The organism is Pseudomonas sp. LM13 (genome assembly GCF_041381355.1).
Classification (GTDB): Bacteria; Pseudomonadota; Gammaproteobacteria; order Pseudomonadales; family Pseudomonadaceae; genus Stutzerimonas; species Stutzerimonas frequens.
This window is the reverse complement of sequence record NZ_JACBXH010000038.1, coordinates 1-19839: the sequence shown is the minus strand read 5'-3', so window position 1 is coordinate 19839 and position 19839 is coordinate 1. Positions and strand designations below refer to the sequence as shown.

Annotated in this window: 16 protein-coding genes and 1 tRNA gene; 9 read left to right on the top strand and 8 right to left on the bottom strand. The window is 62.8% G+C overall.

Going from position 1 to position 19839, the window contains the following annotated elements; translation table 11 throughout:
* Positions 1-15: 15 nt before the first annotated feature.
* From HZR81_RS19055 to HZR81_RS19035, 5 genes are all read right to left on the bottom strand, one after another.
* On the bottom strand, positions 16-1014 hold the full coding sequence (locus HZR81_RS19055) for a succinylglutamate desuccinylase (protein ID WP_500128969.1): 999 nt from the start codon (positions 1012-1014) through the stop codon (positions 16-18).
* 12 nt (positions 1015-1026) lie between these two features.
* Positions 1027-1308, bottom strand: a complete 282-nt coding sequence (locus HZR81_RS19050) for a hypothetical protein (RefSeq protein ID WP_011912811.1) — start codon at positions 1306-1308, stop codon at positions 1027-1029.
* Positions 1309-1364: 56 nt separating this feature from the next.
* Positions 1365-2585, bottom strand: coding sequence for an aspartate aminotransferase family protein (locus tag HZR81_RS19045; protein WP_312443779.1), 1221 nt, complete (start codon positions 2583-2585; stop codon positions 1365-1367).
* 140 nt (positions 2586-2725) lie between these two features.
* Positions 2726-3415 carry a crotonase/enoyl-CoA hydratase family protein gene (locus HZR81_RS19040; protein ID WP_102840920.1) on the bottom strand — a complete coding sequence of 230 codons (690 nt, stop codon included), beginning with the start codon at positions 3413-3415 and terminating at the stop codon, positions 2726-2728.
* Positions 3416-3534: 119 nt separating this feature from the next.
* On the bottom strand, positions 3535-4824 hold the full coding sequence (locus HZR81_RS19035) for an HD-GYP domain-containing protein (RefSeq protein ID WP_500128968.1): 1290 nt from the start codon (positions 4822-4824) through the stop codon (positions 3535-3537).
* Positions 4825-5027: 203 nt separating this feature from the next.
* On the opposite strand from HZR81_RS19035, the gene HZR81_RS19030 reads away from it, so the two are divergent.
* Together HZR81_RS19030 and HZR81_RS19025 are read left to right on the top strand one after the other, a co-directional pair.
* Positions 5028-5117: transfer RNA gene (locus tag HZR81_RS19030), tRNA-Ser, on the top strand.
* Positions 5118-5314: 197 nt separating this feature from the next.
* Positions 5315-5740, top strand: coding sequence for a DUF1810 domain-containing protein (locus HZR81_RS19025; RefSeq protein WP_500128967.1), 426 nt, complete (start codon positions 5315-5317; stop codon positions 5738-5740).
* A gap of 24 nt (positions 5741-5764) precedes the next feature.
* On the opposite strand, the gene HZR81_RS19020 is transcribed toward HZR81_RS19025, so the two are convergent.
* Positions 5765-6277, bottom strand: a complete 513-nt coding sequence (locus HZR81_RS19020; RefSeq protein ID WP_500128966.1) for a hypothetical protein — start codon at positions 6275-6277, stop codon at positions 5765-5767.
* A 114-nt stretch (positions 6278-6391) separates the two neighbouring features.
* Here HZR81_RS19020 and HZR81_RS19015 point away from each other — a divergent pair, with 114 nt between their 5' ends.
* From HZR81_RS19015 to HZR81_RS19000, 4 genes are all read left to right on the top strand, one after another.
* The gene (locus HZR81_RS19015; protein WP_500128984.1) at positions 6392-6601 is read left to right on the top strand and encodes a hypothetical protein; all 210 of its coding nucleotides are present in this window, start codon (positions 6392-6394) and stop codon (positions 6599-6601) included.
* Positions 6602-6631: 30 nt separating this feature from the next.
* The gene (locus tag HZR81_RS19010) at positions 6632-6988 is read left to right on the top strand and encodes a rhodanese-like domain-containing protein (RefSeq protein WP_152481102.1); all 357 of its coding nucleotides are present in this window, start codon (positions 6632-6634) and stop codon (positions 6986-6988) included.
* A gap of 118 nt (positions 6989-7106) precedes the next feature.
* A complete protein-coding gene (locus HZR81_RS19005) occupies positions 7107-8246 on the top strand; it encodes a mechanosensitive ion channel family protein (RefSeq protein ID WP_500128965.1) in 1140 nt (379 codons plus the stop codon).
* A gap of 112 nt (positions 8247-8358) precedes the next feature.
* Positions 8359-10803, top strand: coding sequence for an acyl-CoA dehydrogenase (locus HZR81_RS19000; RefSeq protein WP_500128964.1), 2445 nt, complete (start codon positions 8359-8361; stop codon positions 10801-10803).
* Between the two features lie 237 nt (positions 10804-11040).
* Here HZR81_RS19000 and HZR81_RS18995 read toward each other — a convergent pair whose 3' ends face one another.
* Positions 11041-12642 carry an ATP-binding protein gene (locus tag HZR81_RS18995; protein WP_095461161.1) on the bottom strand — a complete coding sequence of 534 codons (1602 nt, stop codon included), beginning with the start codon at positions 12640-12642 and terminating at the stop codon, positions 11041-11043.
* A gap of 11 nt (positions 12643-12653) precedes the next feature.
* Positions 12654-13370, bottom strand: a complete 717-nt coding sequence (locus HZR81_RS18990; protein WP_156244490.1) for a winged helix-turn-helix domain-containing protein — start codon at positions 13368-13370, stop codon at positions 12654-12656.
* A 707-nt stretch (positions 13371-14077) separates the two neighbouring features.
* On the opposite strand from HZR81_RS18990, the gene HZR81_RS18985 reads away from it, so the two are divergent.
* From HZR81_RS18985 to HZR81_RS18975, 3 genes are all read left to right on the top strand, one after another.
* Entirely contained in the window at positions 14078-16960 is a 2883-nt protein-coding gene (locus HZR81_RS18985) for a ribonucleoside-diphosphate reductase subunit alpha (RefSeq protein WP_500128963.1), read from the top strand.
* A 408-nt stretch (positions 16961-17368) separates the two neighbouring features.
* A complete protein-coding gene (locus HZR81_RS18980; RefSeq protein WP_500128962.1) occupies positions 17369-18616 on the top strand; it encodes a ribonucleotide-diphosphate reductase subunit beta in 1248 nt (415 codons plus the stop codon).
* Between the two features lie 66 nt (positions 18617-18682).
* A complete protein-coding gene (locus tag HZR81_RS18975; protein WP_253748005.1) occupies positions 18683-19822 on the top strand; it encodes a RelA/SpoT domain-containing protein in 1140 nt (379 codons plus the stop codon).
* Positions 19823-19839: the final 17 nt, after the last annotated feature.

Here is a 19839-nt window from a genome sequence, read left to right as displayed (position 1 = left end):
TCCGCAGTGAATGCCTCACCGCCCCGCTTCGGCTTGCTCCAGCGGCACCACGATCAGCGCCGCACGCTGGCCTTCGGCGACATCGGCCATGGGAAACAGGATGAGAGCACCCGGTTCGTCGACCACCCAGCGCGCACCGTCATCCTCCGCCAGCAGGCTGCCGAGCGGCAGAGGCGTGAAGTTCTCGATATCCGGCGGCAGGCACAGCCTGAACCGAGGGCTGCGCTTGATGATCTCGCGGGAAATCTGCAGCAGCTGAAGCTCGGCTCCGGTACTGGCCGGCAATATCCGTCCCTCGATCATCGCGATCAGCCCGTTCTCGAACTGCGAGACGGCAACCGGTAGCGCCCCGCCCTTGCCTTCGGCCAGCTCCACCGTGAACGCCTCAGCGCCATGGCGCATGGCGGTCATCGCGCTGAAGGTATTCGTTGCCTGGCGTTGCACAAGCACGGCGTCGATGGCCAGCCCTTGCAGCCTGGCCAGCGCCTCGACAGTTGCCTGCTCGTCCTCGTGCCAGGGGCGGATGGCGAACTGAGCAAGGCGCGACGGACGCATCGCCGAATGCAGATCGTAGTGTCGACGCACGCGTCCTGTGTCGCCGAAGAAACCGCTGACCAACGCCTCCAGCTCTGCTGCACGGATGGCTTCGCTGCCCCAGACGTCGGCATGCGCGCCCCGGAACAGCCGATTGAGGTCATGGTCGACCAGCCGCTGCGTCCGGCGCACCGCTGCCGGGTTGGCGAACAGCAACAATAGCCGCGCGCGCGGCCTGACATCGCCACGGGCAAGCGCCCGGATCAGACGGTCCAGCACATGGATGGGAACGAGTTCGTTGCCATGAACGCCGGCGGACACCAGCAGATCCAGGCCGAGATCGGCGCTGGCGGGCGGAGAAACGAGCAGCGCGCCCTCGGCCAGCCAGTGCAGCTTCACCCCATGCGGGGTGAGCTGGATCTTCTCGCAGGGTTCACGCCCGGCGAGGGTCAGCTCCAGCAGCTTGCCGAGGGCGAGCATGCCGGCCTGCGGTCAGTGGTTGCAGTCGGGGCCGTGGACGTGCTCGTCGTCATCGGCCTCGACCGGCTCCATTTCCAGCTGCAGGCTGACCAGGTTGGTCGCCAGCGGGCGCAGCACCAGATTGGCGTACTCGGTATCGCCATCCTCGACGTCCACGCCGATCATCAGCTGACCGTTGCCGACTTGCTGAATCCACACCTCGCGCCCCTGCCAGACCACGGCGAAACGGGTGCAAGAGGTTTCCAATTGGGTTCCATCGACGTCTTCCAGAACCAGTTGCAGGCTATCGCTCATTGAATTGCTCTCGTTTGGTAGAAGCGCGACGCCCCATGGCGCCGCGCGAAGATTGATCAGGCTTGGGTCAGCGTCGCGATGGCGCGCTCGAAACGATCCAGCCCCTCATTGATGTCAGCTTCGTCGATGACCAGGCTCGGCGCCAGGCGAACCACGTCCGGGCCTGCCTGCAGCACCATCAGCGCTTCTTTCTCGGCGGCAGCGCAGAAGGCGCCGGCTTTGCCCTTCCAGGCGTCGGTCAGCACGCAGCCGATCAGCAGACCACGGCCGCGAACCTGGCTGAACACGCCGTAACGTTCACCGATCTGCATGAGACGAGCCTTGAAATGCTCGTGACGCGCCTTTACCCCTTCCAGCACCTCGGGCGTATTGATGATGTCCACCACCGTCTCGGCCACGGCACAGGCGAGCGGGTTGCCGCCGTAGGTGGTGCCGTGGGTGCCGACGCTCAGATGCGCGGCGATTTCATTGGTGGTCAGCATCGCGCCGATGGGGAAGCCGCCGCCCAGGCTCTTGGCGTTGGTCAGGATGTCCGGCTCGACGCCGTAATGCATGTAGGCGAACAGGTCGCCGGTGCGCCCCATGCCGGACTGCACTTCGTCGAAGATCAGCAGCGCGTTGTGCTCGTTGCACAGCTGGCGCGCGCCTTCCAGGTAGGCCTGTTCGCCTGGCAAGACACCGCTCTCGCCCTGGATCGGCTCGAGCACCACCGCACAGGTCTTGTCGGAGATCGCCGCCTTCAACGCCTCGAGGTCGTTGTAGGGCACATGGCTGATGCCTTCGATCTTTGGCCCGAAGCCATCGGAATACTTCGACTGCCCGCCCACCGTGACGGTGAACAGGGTGCGGCCGTGGAAGCTGTTGAGCGCCGAGATGATCTCGAATTTCTGCGGACCGTAGACGTCATGGGCGTAACGACGGGCCAGCTTGAACGCCGCCTCGTTGGCCTCCGCCCCGGAATTGCAGAAGAAGGCACGGTCGGCGAAGGTTGCCGCCACCAGTTTCTTGGCCAGACGCAGCGCCGGCTCGTTGGTATAGATGTTGGAGATGTGCCAGAGCTTGCCGGCCTGCTCGGTCAGTGCCGCGACCATGGCCGGATGGGCATGCCCCAGCGCGTTGACCGCGATGCCACCGGCGAAATCCACCAGTTCTCGACCGCTCTGATCCCAGACTCGCGAGCCCAGACCACGCACCGGCACGAAGGCCGCGGGGGCGAAGGTGGGAACAATGACCTGGTCGAAATCGGCGCGTTCTACCGGGGTGTGCGGGGCGGACATCGGGGCTCTCCTGCGAGGCGACACTGAATGAGAAATGAAAACGCCCCGCCATCGGCGGGGCGTCACTCGCGCAGTGTAAACGCAGGGCCGGCCCTCGTGCGCACTCGAGCAGAAATTCTCTTGTGCAGCCGAGCGGACGATCAGCCGAAGTGCTGCTGGTCCAGTGCGATCGCCTGGTCGAGGGTCTCCAGCAGGGCCTTGCGCACTTTCAGCTTGGTGTTCTTGTGCGCCACCATGTTGATCTTCTTCAGCTGCTCGGCGGCAGCCTTGGCCACCGCCAGCAGTTCGCCCGTCGGCACCACCTTGTCGAGGAAGCCAGCGCTTACCGCGCCGGCTGGATCGAACATCTCGCCGTTGATCACCGAGCGCTGGAACGCTGCCTTGCCAAGGCGATCACGCGCCAGCTCGATGCCGGCGTGGTGCATGGTCATGCCGATCTGCACCTCGTTGAGGCCGATGTGGAAAGGCCCTTCGACGCCGATGCGGTAGTCCGACGACAACAGCAGGAAGGCGCCCTTGGCGATAGCGTGCCCCGGGCAGGCGACGATGATCGGGAATGGGTGCGCCAGCATGCGGCGGGAGAACGTCGAGCCGGTGGCGACTAGCGCCATGGCATTCTGCGGGCTGGAAGTCATGACCTTGAGGTCGTAGCCACCGGAAAGAATGCCGGGCTGGCCGGTGAGGATGACGATGGCGCGGTCCTGCTCGGCGCGATCCAGCGCGGCATTGAGCGCCTCGAATACCGCAGGCGAGAGCGCGTTGACCTTGCCGTTGCACAGCGTCAGCGTGGCGATGCCGTCTTCGAATTGGTAGGAGACCAGCTCAGTCATGACGAGATTCCTTGTTCTTGAAGTGCGCAGACGTTACCCAGCACCCGGGTTCAGGTAAAGCACGATGACCGACCAGCCGGTCACGCTTTGCGTCTCGACATGCGCTCGGACTGGAGCGCTCAGGCATCCGGATCGAACTCGGTCAACGCCTGTGGATGCAGGATCGACTGCAGCTCCGGATCGGCGATATGCAGGCCGAAGGAGCCATCCGGCAGCCCGCCGGAAATGCGATAGGGCGTGCCCTCCTCGTCCACGGTGATTCGCGCCAGATCCAGATAGCGGGGTGTGCAGCGCTCCTTCGCCGCGTTGCGCAGCACCACGACCCGCGGACGCAGCTGCAGCCGCTCGTGCTTTTCGACCACCACGGCCACTTCGCCGGTATGCAACTCCACCAGCGTGCCGACCGGGAAGGCACCGAGCCAGCGAATGAATTCACGCACCAGCTCCTCGTCGAACTGCACACCACTGGCACTGCGCAGGATCTCGAACGCCGACTGCACCGGCCGCGCGTAGTCGTAGGCGCGATGACTGGTGATGGCGTCGAACGCATCGACAATGGTGATGATGCGCGTCATGTACGAAATCTGCGCCGGCCCGGAGCCGAGCGGATAGCCCGTACCATCGAGCCGTTCGTGATGACCATAGGCGGCCTGCAGCGCCACCTCAGGCACACCCGGCTGCGCACTCAGCGCCTCCAGCCCGAACGCCGGATGCCGCTTGATCAGCTCGAATTCTTCCGCGGTGAGCTTGCCCGGCTTGTTGAGAATCTCGGGATCGATGCGCATCTTGCCGACGTCATGCAGCAGCCCGGCCATGCCCAGCAGCTGCAGCTTGTCATCCGGCAAGCCGAGATGGTTGCCGAAGCCCATCGCCATGATCGAAACGGACAGGCAATGCAGGCTGGTATAGAGGTCCTTGCTCTTCAGGCGGATCAGCCAGAGCATCGCGCTTTCATTGCGCAGCATGCTCGCCAGGTTGCGCTTGACCACGCCGTGGCAGGCGCGGGTGTCGATCACACGACCATGCTGCACATCGGCGAGAACCTGCTCGATCAGCCCGGCGCCATCCAGATAGGCCGCTCGGGCCTCTTCCACCTCACTGGCCAGCGCATGGCGCGATCGCTGCGGCGCCTTGCGCTGCCGTGGCGCCACGGCGGCGGCCGCTGCACCGTGCTGCAGCCGCACCCGCCGCGTGTCGTCGACATAGACGTACAGGCAGCGCTCGCGCACGGCACGCACTTCGTCGGGCGTGAGCAACGGAAAACCCTGGAAGGCGAAATTCGTTTCGCTCCATGGACGATCCAGCTCGCAGACGAACATGCCCAACTCAAGATTGGCCACGGCCACCCGGCGTCGGGTAGGTACCAACAAGGTATCGGGATGATTGCCTGACTCACCTGTCAGTCTCATGGGACAGCTTCGCTCCACTCGCTTTGCCTTCAACATAACCCAGGCGAGCGCCGAGGCTGCAGGTGAGTCTAGCGGAACGTGCAGCTCATCACCCGAGCGATGCGGATTTGTTAAGCACATGAATAAGTTAAAAAAGTTTTTGCCAAAGGGCATTCGTTCGATTACATTAGCGCGCCTCGACGGACATGAACCTCCGTCGATCCGGTGAGGTGTCCGAGCGGTTGAAGGAGCACGCCTGGAAAGTGTGTATACGAGAAATCGTATCGAGGGTTCGAATCCCTCCCTCACCGCCAGATTAGATTCAAGAAAAGCCCCCGACTTCATACGAAGCCGGGGGCTTTTTCGTTGCGCCTTCTTTACTGCCCAACCTGGCTCGATGCCGTGGACTTCCAGCGCATCGAAGCCTGCTGCCGGACGTCCGATGGCCGTTGTCAGCGACATTGTCCTGTAGCAACGTAGCTGCACCAGTCATGAGCAGCGAAACGTTCCCATGAACGATCTCTTCGATCTGCAGCGGTTTGTCGATGCGCAGCAGGATGTGTACGAACGGGCTCTGCAGGAACTGCGAGCCGGCCGCAAACGTACGCACTGGATGTGGTTCATCTTCCCGCAGTTGAGCGACCTGGGCCGTAGTGCCATGGCGCAGCGCTATGCCATTTCCGGGCGCGACGAGGCCCTTGCCTATTTGCAACACGCGCTGCTGGGGCCTCGCTTACAAGCCTGTACCGAAGCGATGCTCGCGCATGCAGGCGACAGCGCACTGCAGATTCTTGGCCGCCCGGACGATCTGAAGTTTCATTCCTGCATGACATTGTTCGCCTGCATCGCACCGGACCCGGCGTTGTTCGACAAGGCGCTGGAGGTGTTCTTTCGAGGCCAGCCGGACCCGGCCAGCCTCGAGCAGCTGAAGGCCTGAACGTTATCGCCTGCCTTGGTCCTGCTAGCGCTGACCGGCAGCACCGCCGGTCGGGTTCCCGCTGGTCGCGCCGCCAATGGCCGCTCCGCCGGTGCCGTTACCGTTACCTGTTCCGATTCCACCCGGCGGCGTGACGGCTCCCGGATTGGCGTTTCCATTGGCACCACTCGGCGTCACCGGCGCCCCGGTGGTTCCTTGAACCGGTGCGGTGCCAGTGCCGCCGGTCGACCGTCGCTCGTTGTCCTGGGCGCTCGGCAACCCGGTCCCTGCGGCCGAACCGGCATTGCCGGGTACGGCGGGACGCGGGTTGTAGGCATCGCTCTGAACGCCACCACGGTTGAGGGTCGGTGCAGGGCCCTGCGTGGTTGCCGGTTCGCGGATACGGTTGATATCGCGGCCGATCTGTTGGCGATTTTCCTCCATCTGGGCGCCCATTCGGTCGCGCTCCTGCTCGAGGGTCATGTCTCGCTCTTGTGCGTTCGCGGCAGCCGCAGCTGCGGATAGCAACAGTAACGTGGTCAGTTTTACGGTGTGCATGGGTGGTCTCTTGGGCAGTTCACTCAATAGGTGACAACCGAAGGCCACGCGCTGCTCAACGAGTGGGGGTGAGTTTCTGGTGTGAAACTTGCTGCGATTATTTCCCAGGGGTGAATGTCCGGCACGTCTCATTTCCGCAGCCGCAAAGAGGAAAACCGAGCGAGCCATTCCGTCACAACCTTCTGGTCGGGCAACAATCCGCTGCACACAAGAAGAAAAGGCCATGTCATGCTCAAGCAGAAGAAATTTCGGCAGGCGACTCTGATCGTCATCGCCACGGCAGTGATCCTGATACTGCCGAACCTGTCCCGTATATTCAGCTGAGCGCGCTACGGCGCGCCGCGAGGTAGCCAGATGCGCACGACCAGCCTCTTCGCCCTGCTCACCCTGAGCATGGCCGCTACCGCCGGCGGGATCGACCGTGACTCCGCGCTTCAGGCGCTGCAGCAGCCGGACGTCGTCTTGATCGACGTGCGTACGGCAGAGGAGTTTGCCGAGGGCGCCCTGCCCGGCGCCACCCGCATCGAGACCCCAGACCTGGCCCGCAATATCGAGGCTCTGGCACCCCGGAAGGACACGCCGGTGGTGCTCTACTGTCGCAGCGGCAGGCGCTCGTCCGCCGCCCAGGAAGTGCTCGAGAAGCTCGGTTACAGCCAGGTCATCAACGCCGGCGGTTACGACCAGCTCGCCAGCGCGCTGCAGCGGGACTGACGCAGAGCAGGCGTCGCAGGCCTCCGCCCGCCCACCGACCAGGGAACTTATGAGCAGCGAGGGCAACTGAAAAACGTGGCCTTCGCTGCATCATGCGCACCCCTATCGGAGGATATGGATGAACTGGGACGCCCTGCTCAACGAGACTCTCTGGATCAACCTGGCGATCGTGCTGGGCATCACCATCGTCAGCTATCTGGTCCTACGCGCCATCCTCGGGATCGTCACGCGGCGCCTCAACAAGCTGGCCACAGGGTCCAAGACCAAGTTTCTCGGCATCGCAGCTGAACTGCTTTCGCGCACCAGCAACCTGCTGATCCTGGCTTTCTCACTGCTCATCGCCCTGAAGACGGTCGAATTGTCGCCACGCTGGGAATCGACCATGTCCCATGGCTGGTTCATCGCCCTGGCGTTCCAGATCGCGCTGTGGATGGATACCGGCGTGCGCCTGTGGATGGAGAGCCTGACCCGCGACGGCAAGGCGCGTAATCCGGTGACCACCACCATCATCGGCATCATGATCCGCATCGTGGTCTGGACCATGATGCTGCTGTCGATCCTGGCCAACCTGGGCGTCGACATCACCGCCATGATCGCCAGCCTCGGCGTCGGCGGTATCGCCATCGCGCTGGCCGTGCAGACGCTGCTCAGCGACATCTTCGCCTCGCTATCCATCGGCGTGGACAAGCCCTTCGAGATCGGCGACTTCGTGGTGTTCGGCGAGGTGGCCGGCAACATCGAGCATATCGGCCTGAAGACCACCCGCATCCGCGCCCTGAGCGGCGAGCAGGTGGTGATCGCCAACGCTGACCTGCTGCGCCAGATCGTGCACAACTACAAGCGCATGAACACGCGGCGGATCGTCTTCAAGTTCGGCATCACCTACAACACGCCGACCGAGAAGGTGAAGGAAGTCGCCGCCCTGGTGAAACGCATCATCGAGGGCATCGAGGTGGCCAAGTTCGATCGCGCGCATTTCCTGGGGTTCGACGACAGCCAGTTGACCTTCGAAGTCGTCTACATCATGCAGGTATCGGACTACAACAAGTACATGGACACCCAGCAGGAGATCAACCTCGCCCTGCTGCAGGGTATTCGCGACATGGACGTGCAGTTCGCCTTCCCCACCCGCAGCATCGAGTTCATCGGTGGGCAACTGCCGGAAATCAATGTTGCCGGCGTGCCGCAGCAAAAGCCGGCAGCCAACCAGAACGCCGCCGACGCCGACACGCACATGCCTGGCGCTCGGCCGACCTGAGCCATGCCCATCGCCGCCGGTTGGCCGGCGGCGACACCTCGTCCCTTCGCTGCAGCGGCGCAAGCGCCTATGCTGAAGACGGAAGCTGTTCGAACCCAAAAGGATAAGACTCATGACGCTGCTCTGGTTGCTGGTTCTACTGCTCGGCATTGCCGTTCTCGCCCACCTGCGCGTATCGCCCCGTCTGGCGCTGGCGGTCGTCGCCACCTACCTGGTCTTCATGACCGCTGCCGACACCTCCGGGGTGGTGGTATTCCTGCTCTGGATCGCCCTGATCGCCATCGCGGTGCCACTGCTGGTCGCAGACGTGCGCCGCAAGTACTTCAGCGGCCCGATGTTCGACTGGTTCAAGAAGGTGCTGCCGCCGATTTCCGCCACCGAGCGCGACGCCATCGATGCCGGCACCGTCTGGTGGGACGGCGAGCTGTTCAGCGGTCGGCCGGACTGGGACACCCTGCTCGGCTATCCGAAGGCGCGCCTGACGGATGAAGAACAGGCCTTCCTCGACGGCCCTACCGAAACCCTCTGCGAACTGGTCAGCGAATGGGATATCGCCCAGCGCATGGACCTGCCGCCCGCCGCCTGGGACTACATCAAGGCCGAAGGCTTCTTTGCCCTGATCATCCCCAAGGAGTACGGCGGCAAGGGCTTCTCCGCCTACGCCCACTCGCAGATCGTGATGAAACTCGCCACCCGCAGCGGTGACCTGGCCAGCACCGTGATGGTGCCCAACTCTCTCGGCCCGGCCGAGCTGCTGATGCACTACGGCACCGATGAGCAACGCAACCACTACCTGCCGCGCCTGGCCAACGGTACCGACATTCCCTGCTTTGCCCTGACCGGCCCCTACGCGGGCAGCGATGCCGGTGCGATGAACGACAGCGGCGTGATCTGCCGCGGCCAATGGCAGGGCGAAGAAGTGCTCGGTCTGCGCCTGAACTGGGAGAAGCGCTACATCACCCTCGGGCCGGTCGCGACCCTGCTCGGCGTGGCCTTCAAGACCTACGACCCGGACCACTTGCTGGGCGATGAGGAAGAACTCGGCATCAGTCTGGCGCTGATCCCCACCGACACGCCCGGCGTCGAGATCGGCCGTCGCCATCTGCCACTGGGCGCTGCCTTCATGAACGGGCCGAACTGGGGCAAGGATGTCTTCGTGCCGCTGGAAGCCATCATCGGCGGCCGCGACATGATCGGCAAAGGCTGGATGATGTTGATGAACTGCCTGTCGGTCGGCCGCTCGATCTCGCTGCCGGCGACCGGCACCAGCGCGGCCAAGGTCTGCAGCTACGTGAGCGGCCGCTACGCGCAGGTCCGCGAGCAGTTCAACGTACCGCTCGCCGCCTTCGAAGGCATCCAGGAACCGCTGGCGCGCATCGGCGGTAACGCCTGGCTGATGGACGCGGCGCGCATCCTCACCGCCAATGCCGTCGACCTGGGCGAGAAGCCCTCGGTGCTGTCTGCCATTCTCAAGTACCACCTCACCGAGCGCGGCCGCGCCTGCATCACCGACGCCATGGACATCCACGGCGGCAAGGGCATCATCCTCGGGCCGAACAACTACCTCGGCCGGATGTGGCTGTCGGCGCCGATCTCGATCACCGTGGAGGGCGCGAACATCCTCTCGCGCAACCTGATGATCTTCGGCCAGGGCGCGATCCGCTGCCATCCGTTCGTGCTCAAGGAAATGGAGCTGGTCCACGAGCCCGATCGCGACGCTGCGGTGGTGAAGTTCGACGACCTGCTGATGCAGCATATCGGCTTCGCCGTCAGCAACACCGCCAGCACCCTGCTGCTGGGGCTGAGCTTCGGCCTGATGGGGCGAGTGCCCGGCACCGCCGTGACGCAGCCCTACTTCCGCGCGCTCAACCGCATCGCCGCAGCCTTCGCCATGCTCGCCGATCTGTCGATGATGCTGCTGGGCGGCGAGCTCAAGCGCCGCGAGCGGCTGTCTGCGCGCCTGGGCGACGTGCTCAGTCATCTCTACCTCGCCTCGGCTGCGCTCAAGCAGTTCCACGACCTCGGCCACCCGGCCGAACAAGAGCCGCTGCTGCGCTGGGCGCTGGAGGACTGCCTGGAGAAAGCCGAAAGCGCGCTGCAGGAAGTGCTGGCCAACTTCCCCAACCGCATTCTCGGGCACCTGCTGCATGCCCTGGTGTTCCCCTTCGGTGCACGGCATAAGGGGCCGTCCGACGTGCTGGATGCGGAAGTCGCCGCTCTGCTCGGCCGCCCCGAGGGCGATCCGGCGCTGGAACGCATCCTCGACGGCATGTATCGCCCGCAGGACCCCGAGCAGCCTCTGGGGGCGCTGAAGCATGCCTTCGACGCCCTGGCCGCCAGCCAGGGTGCGGCGAAGAAGCTGGCCAAGGCGATGAAAGGCGGCACGCTGCGGCCGTTGCCCGGCGAACATCCGATCGATGCAGCGCTGACCGCCGGCGCGCTCGATCCGGCCGAAGCCGAACAGCTGCGCATGGCCGAGCTGGCGCGCCGCAAGGTGATCGACGTGGATGACTTCGCCAAGGAAGAGCTGACGCTGGATGAAGGCCGGATTCGTTGATGGAGATTGGGGCGCGGGCACTACGTAGCATTCGCGTAGAGTGGGCTTCAGCCCACCAGCCCTCGCCACCGCTGCCGGTGGGCTGAAGCCCACCCTACACGAGGCGAACCGGACGCATGCGAGCGTTACATCAAGGCGGTCTCAAGTCATCGTAGGGCGGGCTTTAGCCCGCCACTGCCCCCCCACACCACGGCCGAAGGTGGGCTGAAGCCCACCCTACAGGCAGCCGCCCTCACCTTAATCCGCGTGCCGCCTTGGCCAGACCAGGCTGAAACGCGCCCCACCCAATGCGCTGTGGCCGACCTGCGAACGGCCGCCATGCCAGTAGACGATGCGCCGCACGATGGACAGGCCCAGCCCGTGTCCGCCTGACGCGCGGGTGCGACTGTCGTCCAGACGCAGGAATGGCGTGAAGACCTTCTCCCAATCCGCCTCCGGCACACCAGGACCGTCGTCGTCCACATCCAGCCGTGCCGTTTCCCCGCCGATGGCGAAGCTGACCCGCACCTGGCTTTCGGCATGGCGCATGGCATTGGTGATGAGGTTGCTCAGGGCACGGCGCAGGTACTGCGGCTCGGCGTCGGCCCAACCACTACCGTCCTCCGCCAGCACACACTCGCCACGCGCGACGCCAACAACCGGGCGCAACGGCGCCAGCTCGCCGATCACCTGATCGACCAGCGCACCCAGCTCCACGCGCTGGAAACTCAGGTTCGGCGAACCGCGTTCCAGCCGCGAATACACCAGCATCTCGTCCACCAGCGCATCGAGGTCGTCAATATCGCCATCCATGCCTTTCAGGTACTTGTCCCGGGCCTCGTCGGTCGGTGCCTCGGCGGTCATCTCCAGGCCGAAACGCAGCCGTGCCACCGGCGTACGCAGCTCATGGGCAACGGCGCTGACCATCTCCCGCTGCACCGCCAGCAAGCGCTGCAGGTGCTTGGCCATGCCATTGAAGGCCGCCGCCAGCCGCCCGACCGAGTCGGTGCCGACATCCGGCACGCGAGTTTCCAGATTGCCCGCGGCGATGCGCGTGGCCGCGCTTTCCAGCACGCTCAGGCGTTGCTCCAGCTGGCGCACCAGCAGGTAGACCGTCAGGCCGATCAACGACAGCCCGAGCACGCCGATCAGCACCAGCAGCTGCGGCGGATAGGGGTTCATCTGATGCAGCGGGCCGAGCTGCATGATCCAGCGTGTACCGGCAACGGCGGCGAACACGCGCACGGCATCACCGCCGCGGGCGAGCGCCATCACCGTATCGCCCTCGTCCAGTCGCCGACGCTGGTCATCATCGAGGTTGGCGCTGTCGCGGGTCAGCAGCTCCAGATTGAAGCCGAAGCCGCGCGCCCGCTTCAGCTCGGCAAGGCGCTGTGGCTGTTCGGCTTCGGGATAACGGATCAGCTCGTCGATCAGCAGATAGATGGTGGCGCGCGCCAGCTGCTCGCTGAGCTGCTCCACCTCGCCGGTAAGCACCAGCCGGTCCCGCGCGCTGACCAGACTGAACACCGTGGTGCTCTGCGGGCGGATCTGCTCGACCAGCACCTGCCCGCGCAGCAGGCGCGCCTCCAGGCTGCTTTCCAGGCTGACATCATCCAGCGTCCGCACCCGCAGCGGGATACCCAGCAGCCGCCCCCACAGGTTCGCCGCCTGACGCCGCTCGATGGGCGTCATGCTGCTCATGTTGTGCGCCATCAGACGGAAGGTGCCGCTGGCCAGGCGCTCGCGGTGATCGTCCGCGCGAAACTGGTTGAGCAGATGCAGCCCGCCGGCGCCGAGCAGCGCCACCAGCACCAGCACGCCGAGCATGCCGCCGTAGATGCGCAGAAAGATCGAGTTCATGGAAAGCGGCGCTACACCATCGCCACGGCAGCTTCGGACACGAACAGATAGCCCTTGCCACGCACCGTCTTGATCAGCCGCGGGTGATCCGGGTCATCACCGATCTTTGGCCGAATGCGCGAGATGCGCACATCGATGGAGCGGTCCTGGCCGTCGTACTCGATGCCGCGCAGCTCGGCGAAGATTTCTTCGCGCGAGAGAATTCGCCCGGGGTTGGAGGTCAGCAGCCAGAGCAAGTCGAACTCGGCGCCGGTCAGCTCGATCTGGTGCTCGCGCAGCCAGGCCTCGCGCAAGGCACTGTCGATCACCAGCGGGCCGAACTGCAGGCGCTTGGCATTGGACGGCGTTTCCGGCGGCTGACGGCGCAGCAAGGCGCGGATGCGCGCCAGCAACAGACGCGGCCGCACCGGCTTGCAGACATAGTCGTCGGCGCCGGTTTCCAGCCCCAGCACCTGATCCAGGTCGTCGGCCCGCGCGGTGAGCATGAGGATCGGGCCATCGTAGCGGTCACGCACCCGCCGGCAGATCGACAGGCCATCCTCCCCGGGTAGCATCAGGTCGAGCACCACCAGGTCCGGACGCTCCTCGATGATACGCTCGACCGCGCAGGCGCCGTCCGACTCGATCGACACCTCGAAGCCGCCGTTGCTGTGCAGATACTCCTGCGTCAACTCGGCCAGCCGTCGATCGTCCTCGACGATGAGAATCCGCCACGTCTCTTGTTCCATCCCCGCCCCCTGTCTACGCGTCAGGCCACAAACCGAACAGCGCGCATTGTACCCAACGCCCGGACGCGAACGATGCACAAAAAGCGGGCATCGGCAAACACAACATGTTGTGTCATTGACCATCATCAAAATATGCCCGGCGGCGCGTATTTCGTCGGCATTCAGCCAAGCGCCGGAGCCATGCGGGTTGCGGCCGGACGCCCAGCTTTCACCCACAAACCGCACACACCTTATCCACAGGTTATCCCGGCAGACTGCCTTGCATTGGCCTCGAGCCAGCATTATCTTGTCGCCCTTGCGCGCCGCAGGCCCTAGATGTTGGGCCTAGACGGGCCAAGTGACACAATCGAGACATTTTCGAGCGCTAGGCTATCGCCACGCGTCTCACTGCTCTGCAACACCGTCGGCAGCCTCAGGTCAAGCATTAATGCAAGCCTTCGACAGTCGTCTCCCTGACTTCAGGCGCAGAACCAGCAGCTGTGCTCTGACCCATAACAAAACACAACATATTGTGTTGACAGTTTTTCCAGCCTGACTATCCTTCCGGCAACGACTTAGCTCGTGAGCGGCCGAGTCAGGACTATTTTCCTTGCGATACCACCATGCGCCGCCATGCGGGGCAGGTTCATGCAATAACGACGCGAGGGCCGACCAGGCCTGCGCAGACAGACTCAGAACGCGATCAAAAAATAGAATCCGGAGCCCCCATGCAAAACCAATCCACTCGCGAGAACCCGCTGTCAGCCGATGCACCGGATCTGGCGGCTACCGCCCCGGGCCAGCTGCGCGTGATCAAGCGCAACGGTACCGTCGTCCCCTACACCGACGACAAGATCACCGTAGCCATCACCAAGGCCTTTCTCGCAGTGGAAGGTGGCAACGCTGCCGCTTCCTCGCGCATCCATGACACCGTCGCGCGCCTGACCGAGCAGGTCACCGCCACTTTCCGTCGTCGCATGCCTTCGGGCGGCACCATCCACATCGAGGAAATCCAGGACCAGGTCGAACTGGCCCTGATGCGCGCCGGCGAGCAGAAGGTCGCCCGTGACTACGTGATCTACCGCGAAGCCCAGGCCGCCAAGCGCAAGAGCGCCAGCGACAGCAGCGACATCGCCCAGCCGCACCCGAGCATCCGTGTTACCCGCGCCGATGGCAGCCAGCAGCCGCTGGACATGGGCCGCCTGCAGACCATCATTCGTGAAGCCTGCGAAGGCCTGGCCGAGGTCGACGGCGCGCTGATCGAGCGTGAAACCCTGAAGAACCTCTACGACGGCGTGGCCGAGAAGGACGTCAACACTGCCCTGGTGATGACTGCCCGCACCCTGGTCGAGCGCGAGCCGAACTACAGCCAGGTCACCGCGCGTCTGCTGATGGACACCCTGCGTGCCGAAGCCCTGGGCTTCCTCGGCGTAGCCGAGTCCGCCACGCACCACGAGATGGCCGATCTGTACGCCAAGGCCCTGCCGGCCTACATCGAGAAAGGCGTCGAGTTCGAACTGCTCGATTCCAAGCTCAAGAGCTACGACCTGGCCAAGCTGGGCGCCGCGCTGAACCACGAGCGCGACCAGCAGTTCACCTACCTCGGCCTGCAGACCCTCTACGACCGCTACTTCATTCACAAGAATGACGTGCGCTTCGAACTGCCGCAGATCTTCTTCATGCGCGTCGCCATGGGCCTGGCAATCGAGGAAGAGCAGAAGGAAGTGCGTGCCATCGAGTTCTACAACCTGCTATCGTCCTTCGACTACATGGCCTCGACGCCGACTCTGTTCAACGCCGGCACCCTGCGCCCGCAGCTGTCGTCCTGCTACCTGACCACCGTGCCGGACGATCTGGGCGGCATCTACGACGCCATCCGCGATAACGCCCTGCTCTCCAAGTTCGCCGGCGGCCTGGGCAACGACTGGACCCCGGTGCGCGCACTGGGCGCCTACATCAAGGGCACCAACGGCAAATCCCAGGGCGTCGTGCCCTTCCTGAAAGTGGTCAACGACACCGCCGTCGCGGTCAACCAGGGCGGCAAGCGCAAGGGCGCGGTCTGCGCCTACCTGGAAACCTGGCACCTGGACATCGAGGAATTCCTCGAGCTGCGCAAGAACACCGGTGACGACCGTCGCCGTACCCACGACATGAACACCGCGAACTGGATTCCGGACCTGTTCATGAAGCGCGTCTTCGACGACGGCCAGTGGACCCTGTTCTCCCCCTCCGACGTACCGGACCTGCACGACCTCACCGGCCGCGCCTTCGAGGAGCGTTACGAGTACTACGAGGAGCTGACCAAGTACGGCAAGATCAAGCTGTTCAAGACCCTGCCGGCCAAGGACCTGTGGCGCAAAATGCTCTCGATGCTGTTCGAGACCGGCCACCCGTGGCTGACCTTCAAGGACCCGTGCAACCTGCGCAGCCCGCAGCAGCACGTCGGCGTGGTGCACAGCTCCAACCTCTGCACCGAGATCACCCTGAACACCAACAAGGACGAGATCGCCGTCTGCAACCTGGGCTCGATCAACCTGGTCAACCACATCGTCGACGGCAAGCTGGACGCGGCCAAGCTGGAGCGCACCGTGCGCACCGCCGTGCGCATGCTCGATAACGTCATCGACATCAACTACTACAGCGTGCCGCAGGCGCAGAACGCCAACTTCAAGCACCGTCCGGTGGGCCTGGGCATCATGGGCTTCCAGGACGCCCTGTACCTGCAGCACATCGCCTACGGCTCCGATGCCGCCATCGACTTCGCCGACAAGTCCATGGAAGCCATCAGCTACTACGCCATCCAGGCCTCCTGTGACCTGGCCGACGAGCGCGGCGCCTACTCCAGCTTCGAAGGCTCGCTGTGGTCCAAGGGCATCCTGCCGCTGGATTCGCAGCAGATCCTCATCGAGGCCCGTGGCCAGAAGTACATCGACGTCGACCTGAGCGAATCCCTGGACTGGGCGCCGATCCGCGAGCGCGTCAAGAAAGGCATCCGCAACTCCAACATCATGGCCATCGCCCCGACCGCGACCATCTCCAACATCGTTGGCGTGTCGCAGTCCATCGAGCCGACGTACCAGAACCTGTACGTCAAATCGAACCTGTCCGGCGAGTTCACCGTGATCAACCCGTACCTGGTCCATGACCTCAAGGCTCGCGGCCTGTGGGATCCGGTGATGGTCAACGACCTCAAGTACTACGACGGCTCCGTACAGCAGATCGAGCGCATCCCGCAGGACCTGAAGGACCTGTACGCCACCGCCTTCGAAGTGGAAACCCGCTGGATCGTCGACGCCGCCAGCCGCCGTCAGAAGTGGATCGACCAGGCCCAGTCGCTGAACCTCTACATCGCCGGCGCCTCGGGCAAGAAGCTCGACGTGACCTACCGCATGGCCTGGTACCGTGGTCTGAAAACCACCTACTACCTCCGTGCCCTGGCCGCGACCAGCACCGAGAAGTCCACCATCAACACCGGCAAGCTGAATGCCGTGTCCAGTGGTGGCAGCGAGACGGCGAACTCCGCCAGCGCCGCGCCGGCTGCAGAGCCGAAGCCGGCTCCGGTGCCGCTGGCGTGCAGTATCGATAACCCCGACTGCGAAGCCTGCCAGTAATAGAAGTCGCGCGTAGCTGAGCGGCGTCTGCGGCGTTGGCCGCCAAACCGGACCCCATCACGTACAGCTGTACGCTCAGGGGTTCCGGCTCGGCAGCCGCCTAGCAGCCACTCGCTCAGCTCCACGCTCGCACCCTGTTGCAACAAGGAAACAGAACGGCCCGCTCCTGCTCGCCAGGAGCCCAAGGCCAACGCAGTGGCTACCGATCGAACAAGCCAGACGCCAACGCCGAACCAGTCCCCTCGCCCCTCCGGGGAGAGGGTTAGGGTGAGGGGCAACCCCACCAGACGATACAAAAGGCCCGACCTACCTCGGCCAAAACCAGACACCGCTTTTGCGTGCAAACCAAAAGCCACCCAAATACATCCGACCGGCCAAGCCCCGGTCCCCGATCAGGAGCAATCGCACATGCTGAGCTGGGACGAATTCGACGAAGAAGACACCACCACCGCCGCGCCGGCCACCGCTGCCGCGCAGCCGGCAAGCCAGGCCACCGCCAAGCTGGACAACGAAGCCGCCGGCTCCGTGGAAGAAGCCCGCGCCGTTGCCGCTGACGACTCCGACGCCATCGCCCGTGCCAAGCGCGCGCTGGACGAGCTGGACATCCGCGAAGGCCTCAACGAACTGGAGGGCGAAGCCGCCCGCGTGCGCGTCGACGAGAAGCGCATGATCAACGCCCGCGCCGACCTCAACCAGCTCGTCCCCTTCAAGTACGACTGGGCCTGGCAGAAGTATCTGGATGGTTGCGCCAACCACTGGATGCCGCAGGAAGTGAACATGAACGCCGACATTGCCCTGTGGAAGAGCAAGGACGGCCTCAGCGAAGACGAGCGCCGCATCGTCAAGCGCAACCTCGGCTTCTTCTCCACCGCCGACAGCCTGGTCGCCAACAACCTCGTGCTGGCCACCTACCGCCTGATCACCAACCCCGAGTGCCGCCAGTACATCCTGCGCCAGGCCTTCGAAGAGGCGATCCACACCCACGCCTACCAGTACTGCATCGAATCGCTGGGCATGGACGAAGGCGAGATCTTCAACATGTACCACGAGATCCCGAGCGTCGCGAAAAAGGCCAGCTGGGGCCTCAAGTACACCCGTTCCATCTCCGACCCGACCTTCCAGACCGGCACCCCAGAGACCGACAAGCAGTTCCTGCGCAACCTCATCGCCTACTACTGCGTACTCGAAGGCATCTTCTTCTACTGCGGCTTCACCCAGATCCTCTCCATGGGCCGCCGCAACAAGATGACCGGCACCGCCGAGCAGTTCCAGTACATCCTGCGCGACGAATCCATGCACCTGAACTTCGGCATCGACATGATCAACCAGATCAAGATCGAAAACCCGCACCTGTGGGACGCCGACATGAAGGACGAAGCGACCCAGATGATCCTCCAGGGCACCCAGCTGGAAATCGAATACGCCCGCGACACCATGCCCCGTGGCGTCCTCGGCATGAACGCCGCAATGATGGAGGACTACCTCAAGTTCATCGCCAACCGTCGTCTGACGCAGATCGGGTTGAAGGAAGAGTACCCAGGCACCACCAACCCGTTCCCGTGGATGAGCGAGATCATGGACCTCAAGAAGGAGAAGAACTTCTTCGAGACGCGGGTTATTGAATATCAGACGGGTGGGGCTTTGAGCTGGGATTGACTTAATCCATTACCACATACAGACGCAAAGGATGGCATGGGCCGATTCTAATCGGCCCTTAAAATCATGACAGAAGTCGCAATCACGTCCGAGCTTGAAAAGAAATATTCAAAAAAACAAATCGAAAAAGCCGGAGACATACTTGCAAGCTCTCCAGATATTGACTCAGAAGATTACAACCAGAGTATGGATGCGCTTTCCTACTGGCGGACGGCGCACGCTTCTGCATTAGAAAGCACCACTATCATGCTTAAACGGGTGTGTGATAAGCATGACCCGACAGCCCTGATAGCGAAGAGACTAAAACGGACACCTTCGATTATTTCTAAACTTCGGCGCCACGAGGGGATGAAGCTTAGAAACATGCAAGATATTGGCGGATGCCGCGCGGTCATCAGAAACAACAAGGTCCTTCACCGCATATACAAAGAAATCAACAGAGGCGGCGAACTAAAATACAAAAACTATATTATCAATCCAAAGGAAGATGGCTATAGAGGCATTCACATCATATGGCCTGTAAGCACAACCCATACGTCTTACAAAATAGAAATACAACTACGCAGCCGTACTCAGCATGCCTGGTCAACTGCCGTAGAGATTGTTGATCTATTTACCAATCAAAACCTAAAATCCAACGACGGAAAATACAACTGGAAAGAATTTTTCAAAGCAGCCAGTATTGAACTCGAAAAGCTAGAAAGCGGCACAGAATTATACGCCTGCGAAAGTTTAGAAACTTTCATAAGCTTATACCGCGACATGAAAATCAAAGAAAAATTTGATGAGTTCTCAAGGCTTGTCGAAAATTTAAACCCAACAAAGCAACTAAGACAGACGGGCGGCTACAACCTTCTAGTTCTCCACCGAGACACAAACAAACTAGAAATAACAAAATTTCCTGAAAAAGAGCTCAACACCGCGACCGCCGAGTACCTAAAATTAGAAAAAGAAAGCAAAAAAAGAAAGAAGACGGTTGTCGCCCTTATCTCTGTTGATTCGGTGCACAATTTAAAGCAAGCGTACCCTAACTATTTCGCCGACTCCCAGCACTTCATGGAGCTGCTACAGCAGATTGAGCTGGTAGCCGATGCACTTTACCCAAAAAACATATTTTATCGAATCCTAGCCGCCGCAGGGTTTGGTGAAATGAGCGATAGAGATATCAAGGAAAAACTAAAAAAACGCAGCACCTTTGAAAGTTAGCGAATAGCCTGGAAGTG

Coding starts and splice junctions, on each gene's coding strand:
- HZR81_RS19055 (WP_500128969.1), bottom strand. CDS start 1,014: ATGCTCGCCCTCGGCAAGCTGCTGGAGCTGACCCTCGCCGGGCGTGAA.
- HZR81_RS19050 (WP_011912811.1), bottom strand. CDS start 1,308: ATGAGCGATAGCCTGCAACTGGTTCTGGAAGACGTCGATGGAACCCAA.
- HZR81_RS19045 (WP_312443779.1), bottom strand. CDS start 2,585: ATGTCCGCCCCGCACACCCCGGTAGAACGCGCCGATTTCGACCAGGTC.
- HZR81_RS19040 (WP_102840920.1), bottom strand. CDS start 3,415: ATGACTGAGCTGGTCTCCTACCAATTCGAAGACGGCATCGCCACGCTG.
- HZR81_RS19035 (WP_500128968.1), bottom strand. CDS start 4,824: ATGAGACTGACAGGTGAGTCAGGCAATCATCCCGATACCTTGTTGGTA.
- HZR81_RS19025 (WP_500128967.1), top strand. CDS start 5,315: ATGAACGATCTCTTCGATCTGCAGCGGTTTGTCGATGCGCAGCAGGAT.
- HZR81_RS19020 (WP_500128966.1), bottom strand. CDS start 6,277: ATGCACACCGTAAAACTGACCACGTTACTGTTGCTATCCGCAGCTGCG.
- HZR81_RS19015 (WP_500128984.1), top strand. CDS start 6,392: ATGTCCGGCACGTCTCATTTCCGCAGCCGCAAAGAGGAAAACCGAGCG.
- HZR81_RS19010 (WP_152481102.1), top strand. CDS start 6,632: ATGCGCACGACCAGCCTCTTCGCCCTGCTCACCCTGAGCATGGCCGCT.
- HZR81_RS19005 (WP_500128965.1), top strand. CDS start 7,107: ATGAACTGGGACGCCCTGCTCAACGAGACTCTCTGGATCAACCTGGCG.
- HZR81_RS19000 (WP_500128964.1), top strand. CDS start 8,359: ATGACGCTGCTCTGGTTGCTGGTTCTACTGCTCGGCATTGCCGTTCTC.
- HZR81_RS18995 (WP_095461161.1), bottom strand. CDS start 12,642: ATGAACTCGATCTTTCTGCGCATCTACGGCGGCATGCTCGGCGTGCTG.
- HZR81_RS18990 (WP_156244490.1), bottom strand. CDS start 13,370: ATGGAACAAGAGACGTGGCGGATTCTCATCGTCGAGGACGATCGACGG.
- HZR81_RS18985 (WP_500128963.1), top strand. CDS start 14,078: ATGCAAAACCAATCCACTCGCGAGAACCCGCTGTCAGCCGATGCACCG.
- HZR81_RS18980 (WP_500128962.1), top strand. CDS start 17,369: ATGCTGAGCTGGGACGAATTCGACGAAGAAGACACCACCACCGCCGCG.
- HZR81_RS18975 (WP_253748005.1), top strand. CDS start 18,683: ATGACAGAAGTCGCAATCACGTCCGAGCTTGAAAAGAAATATTCAAAA.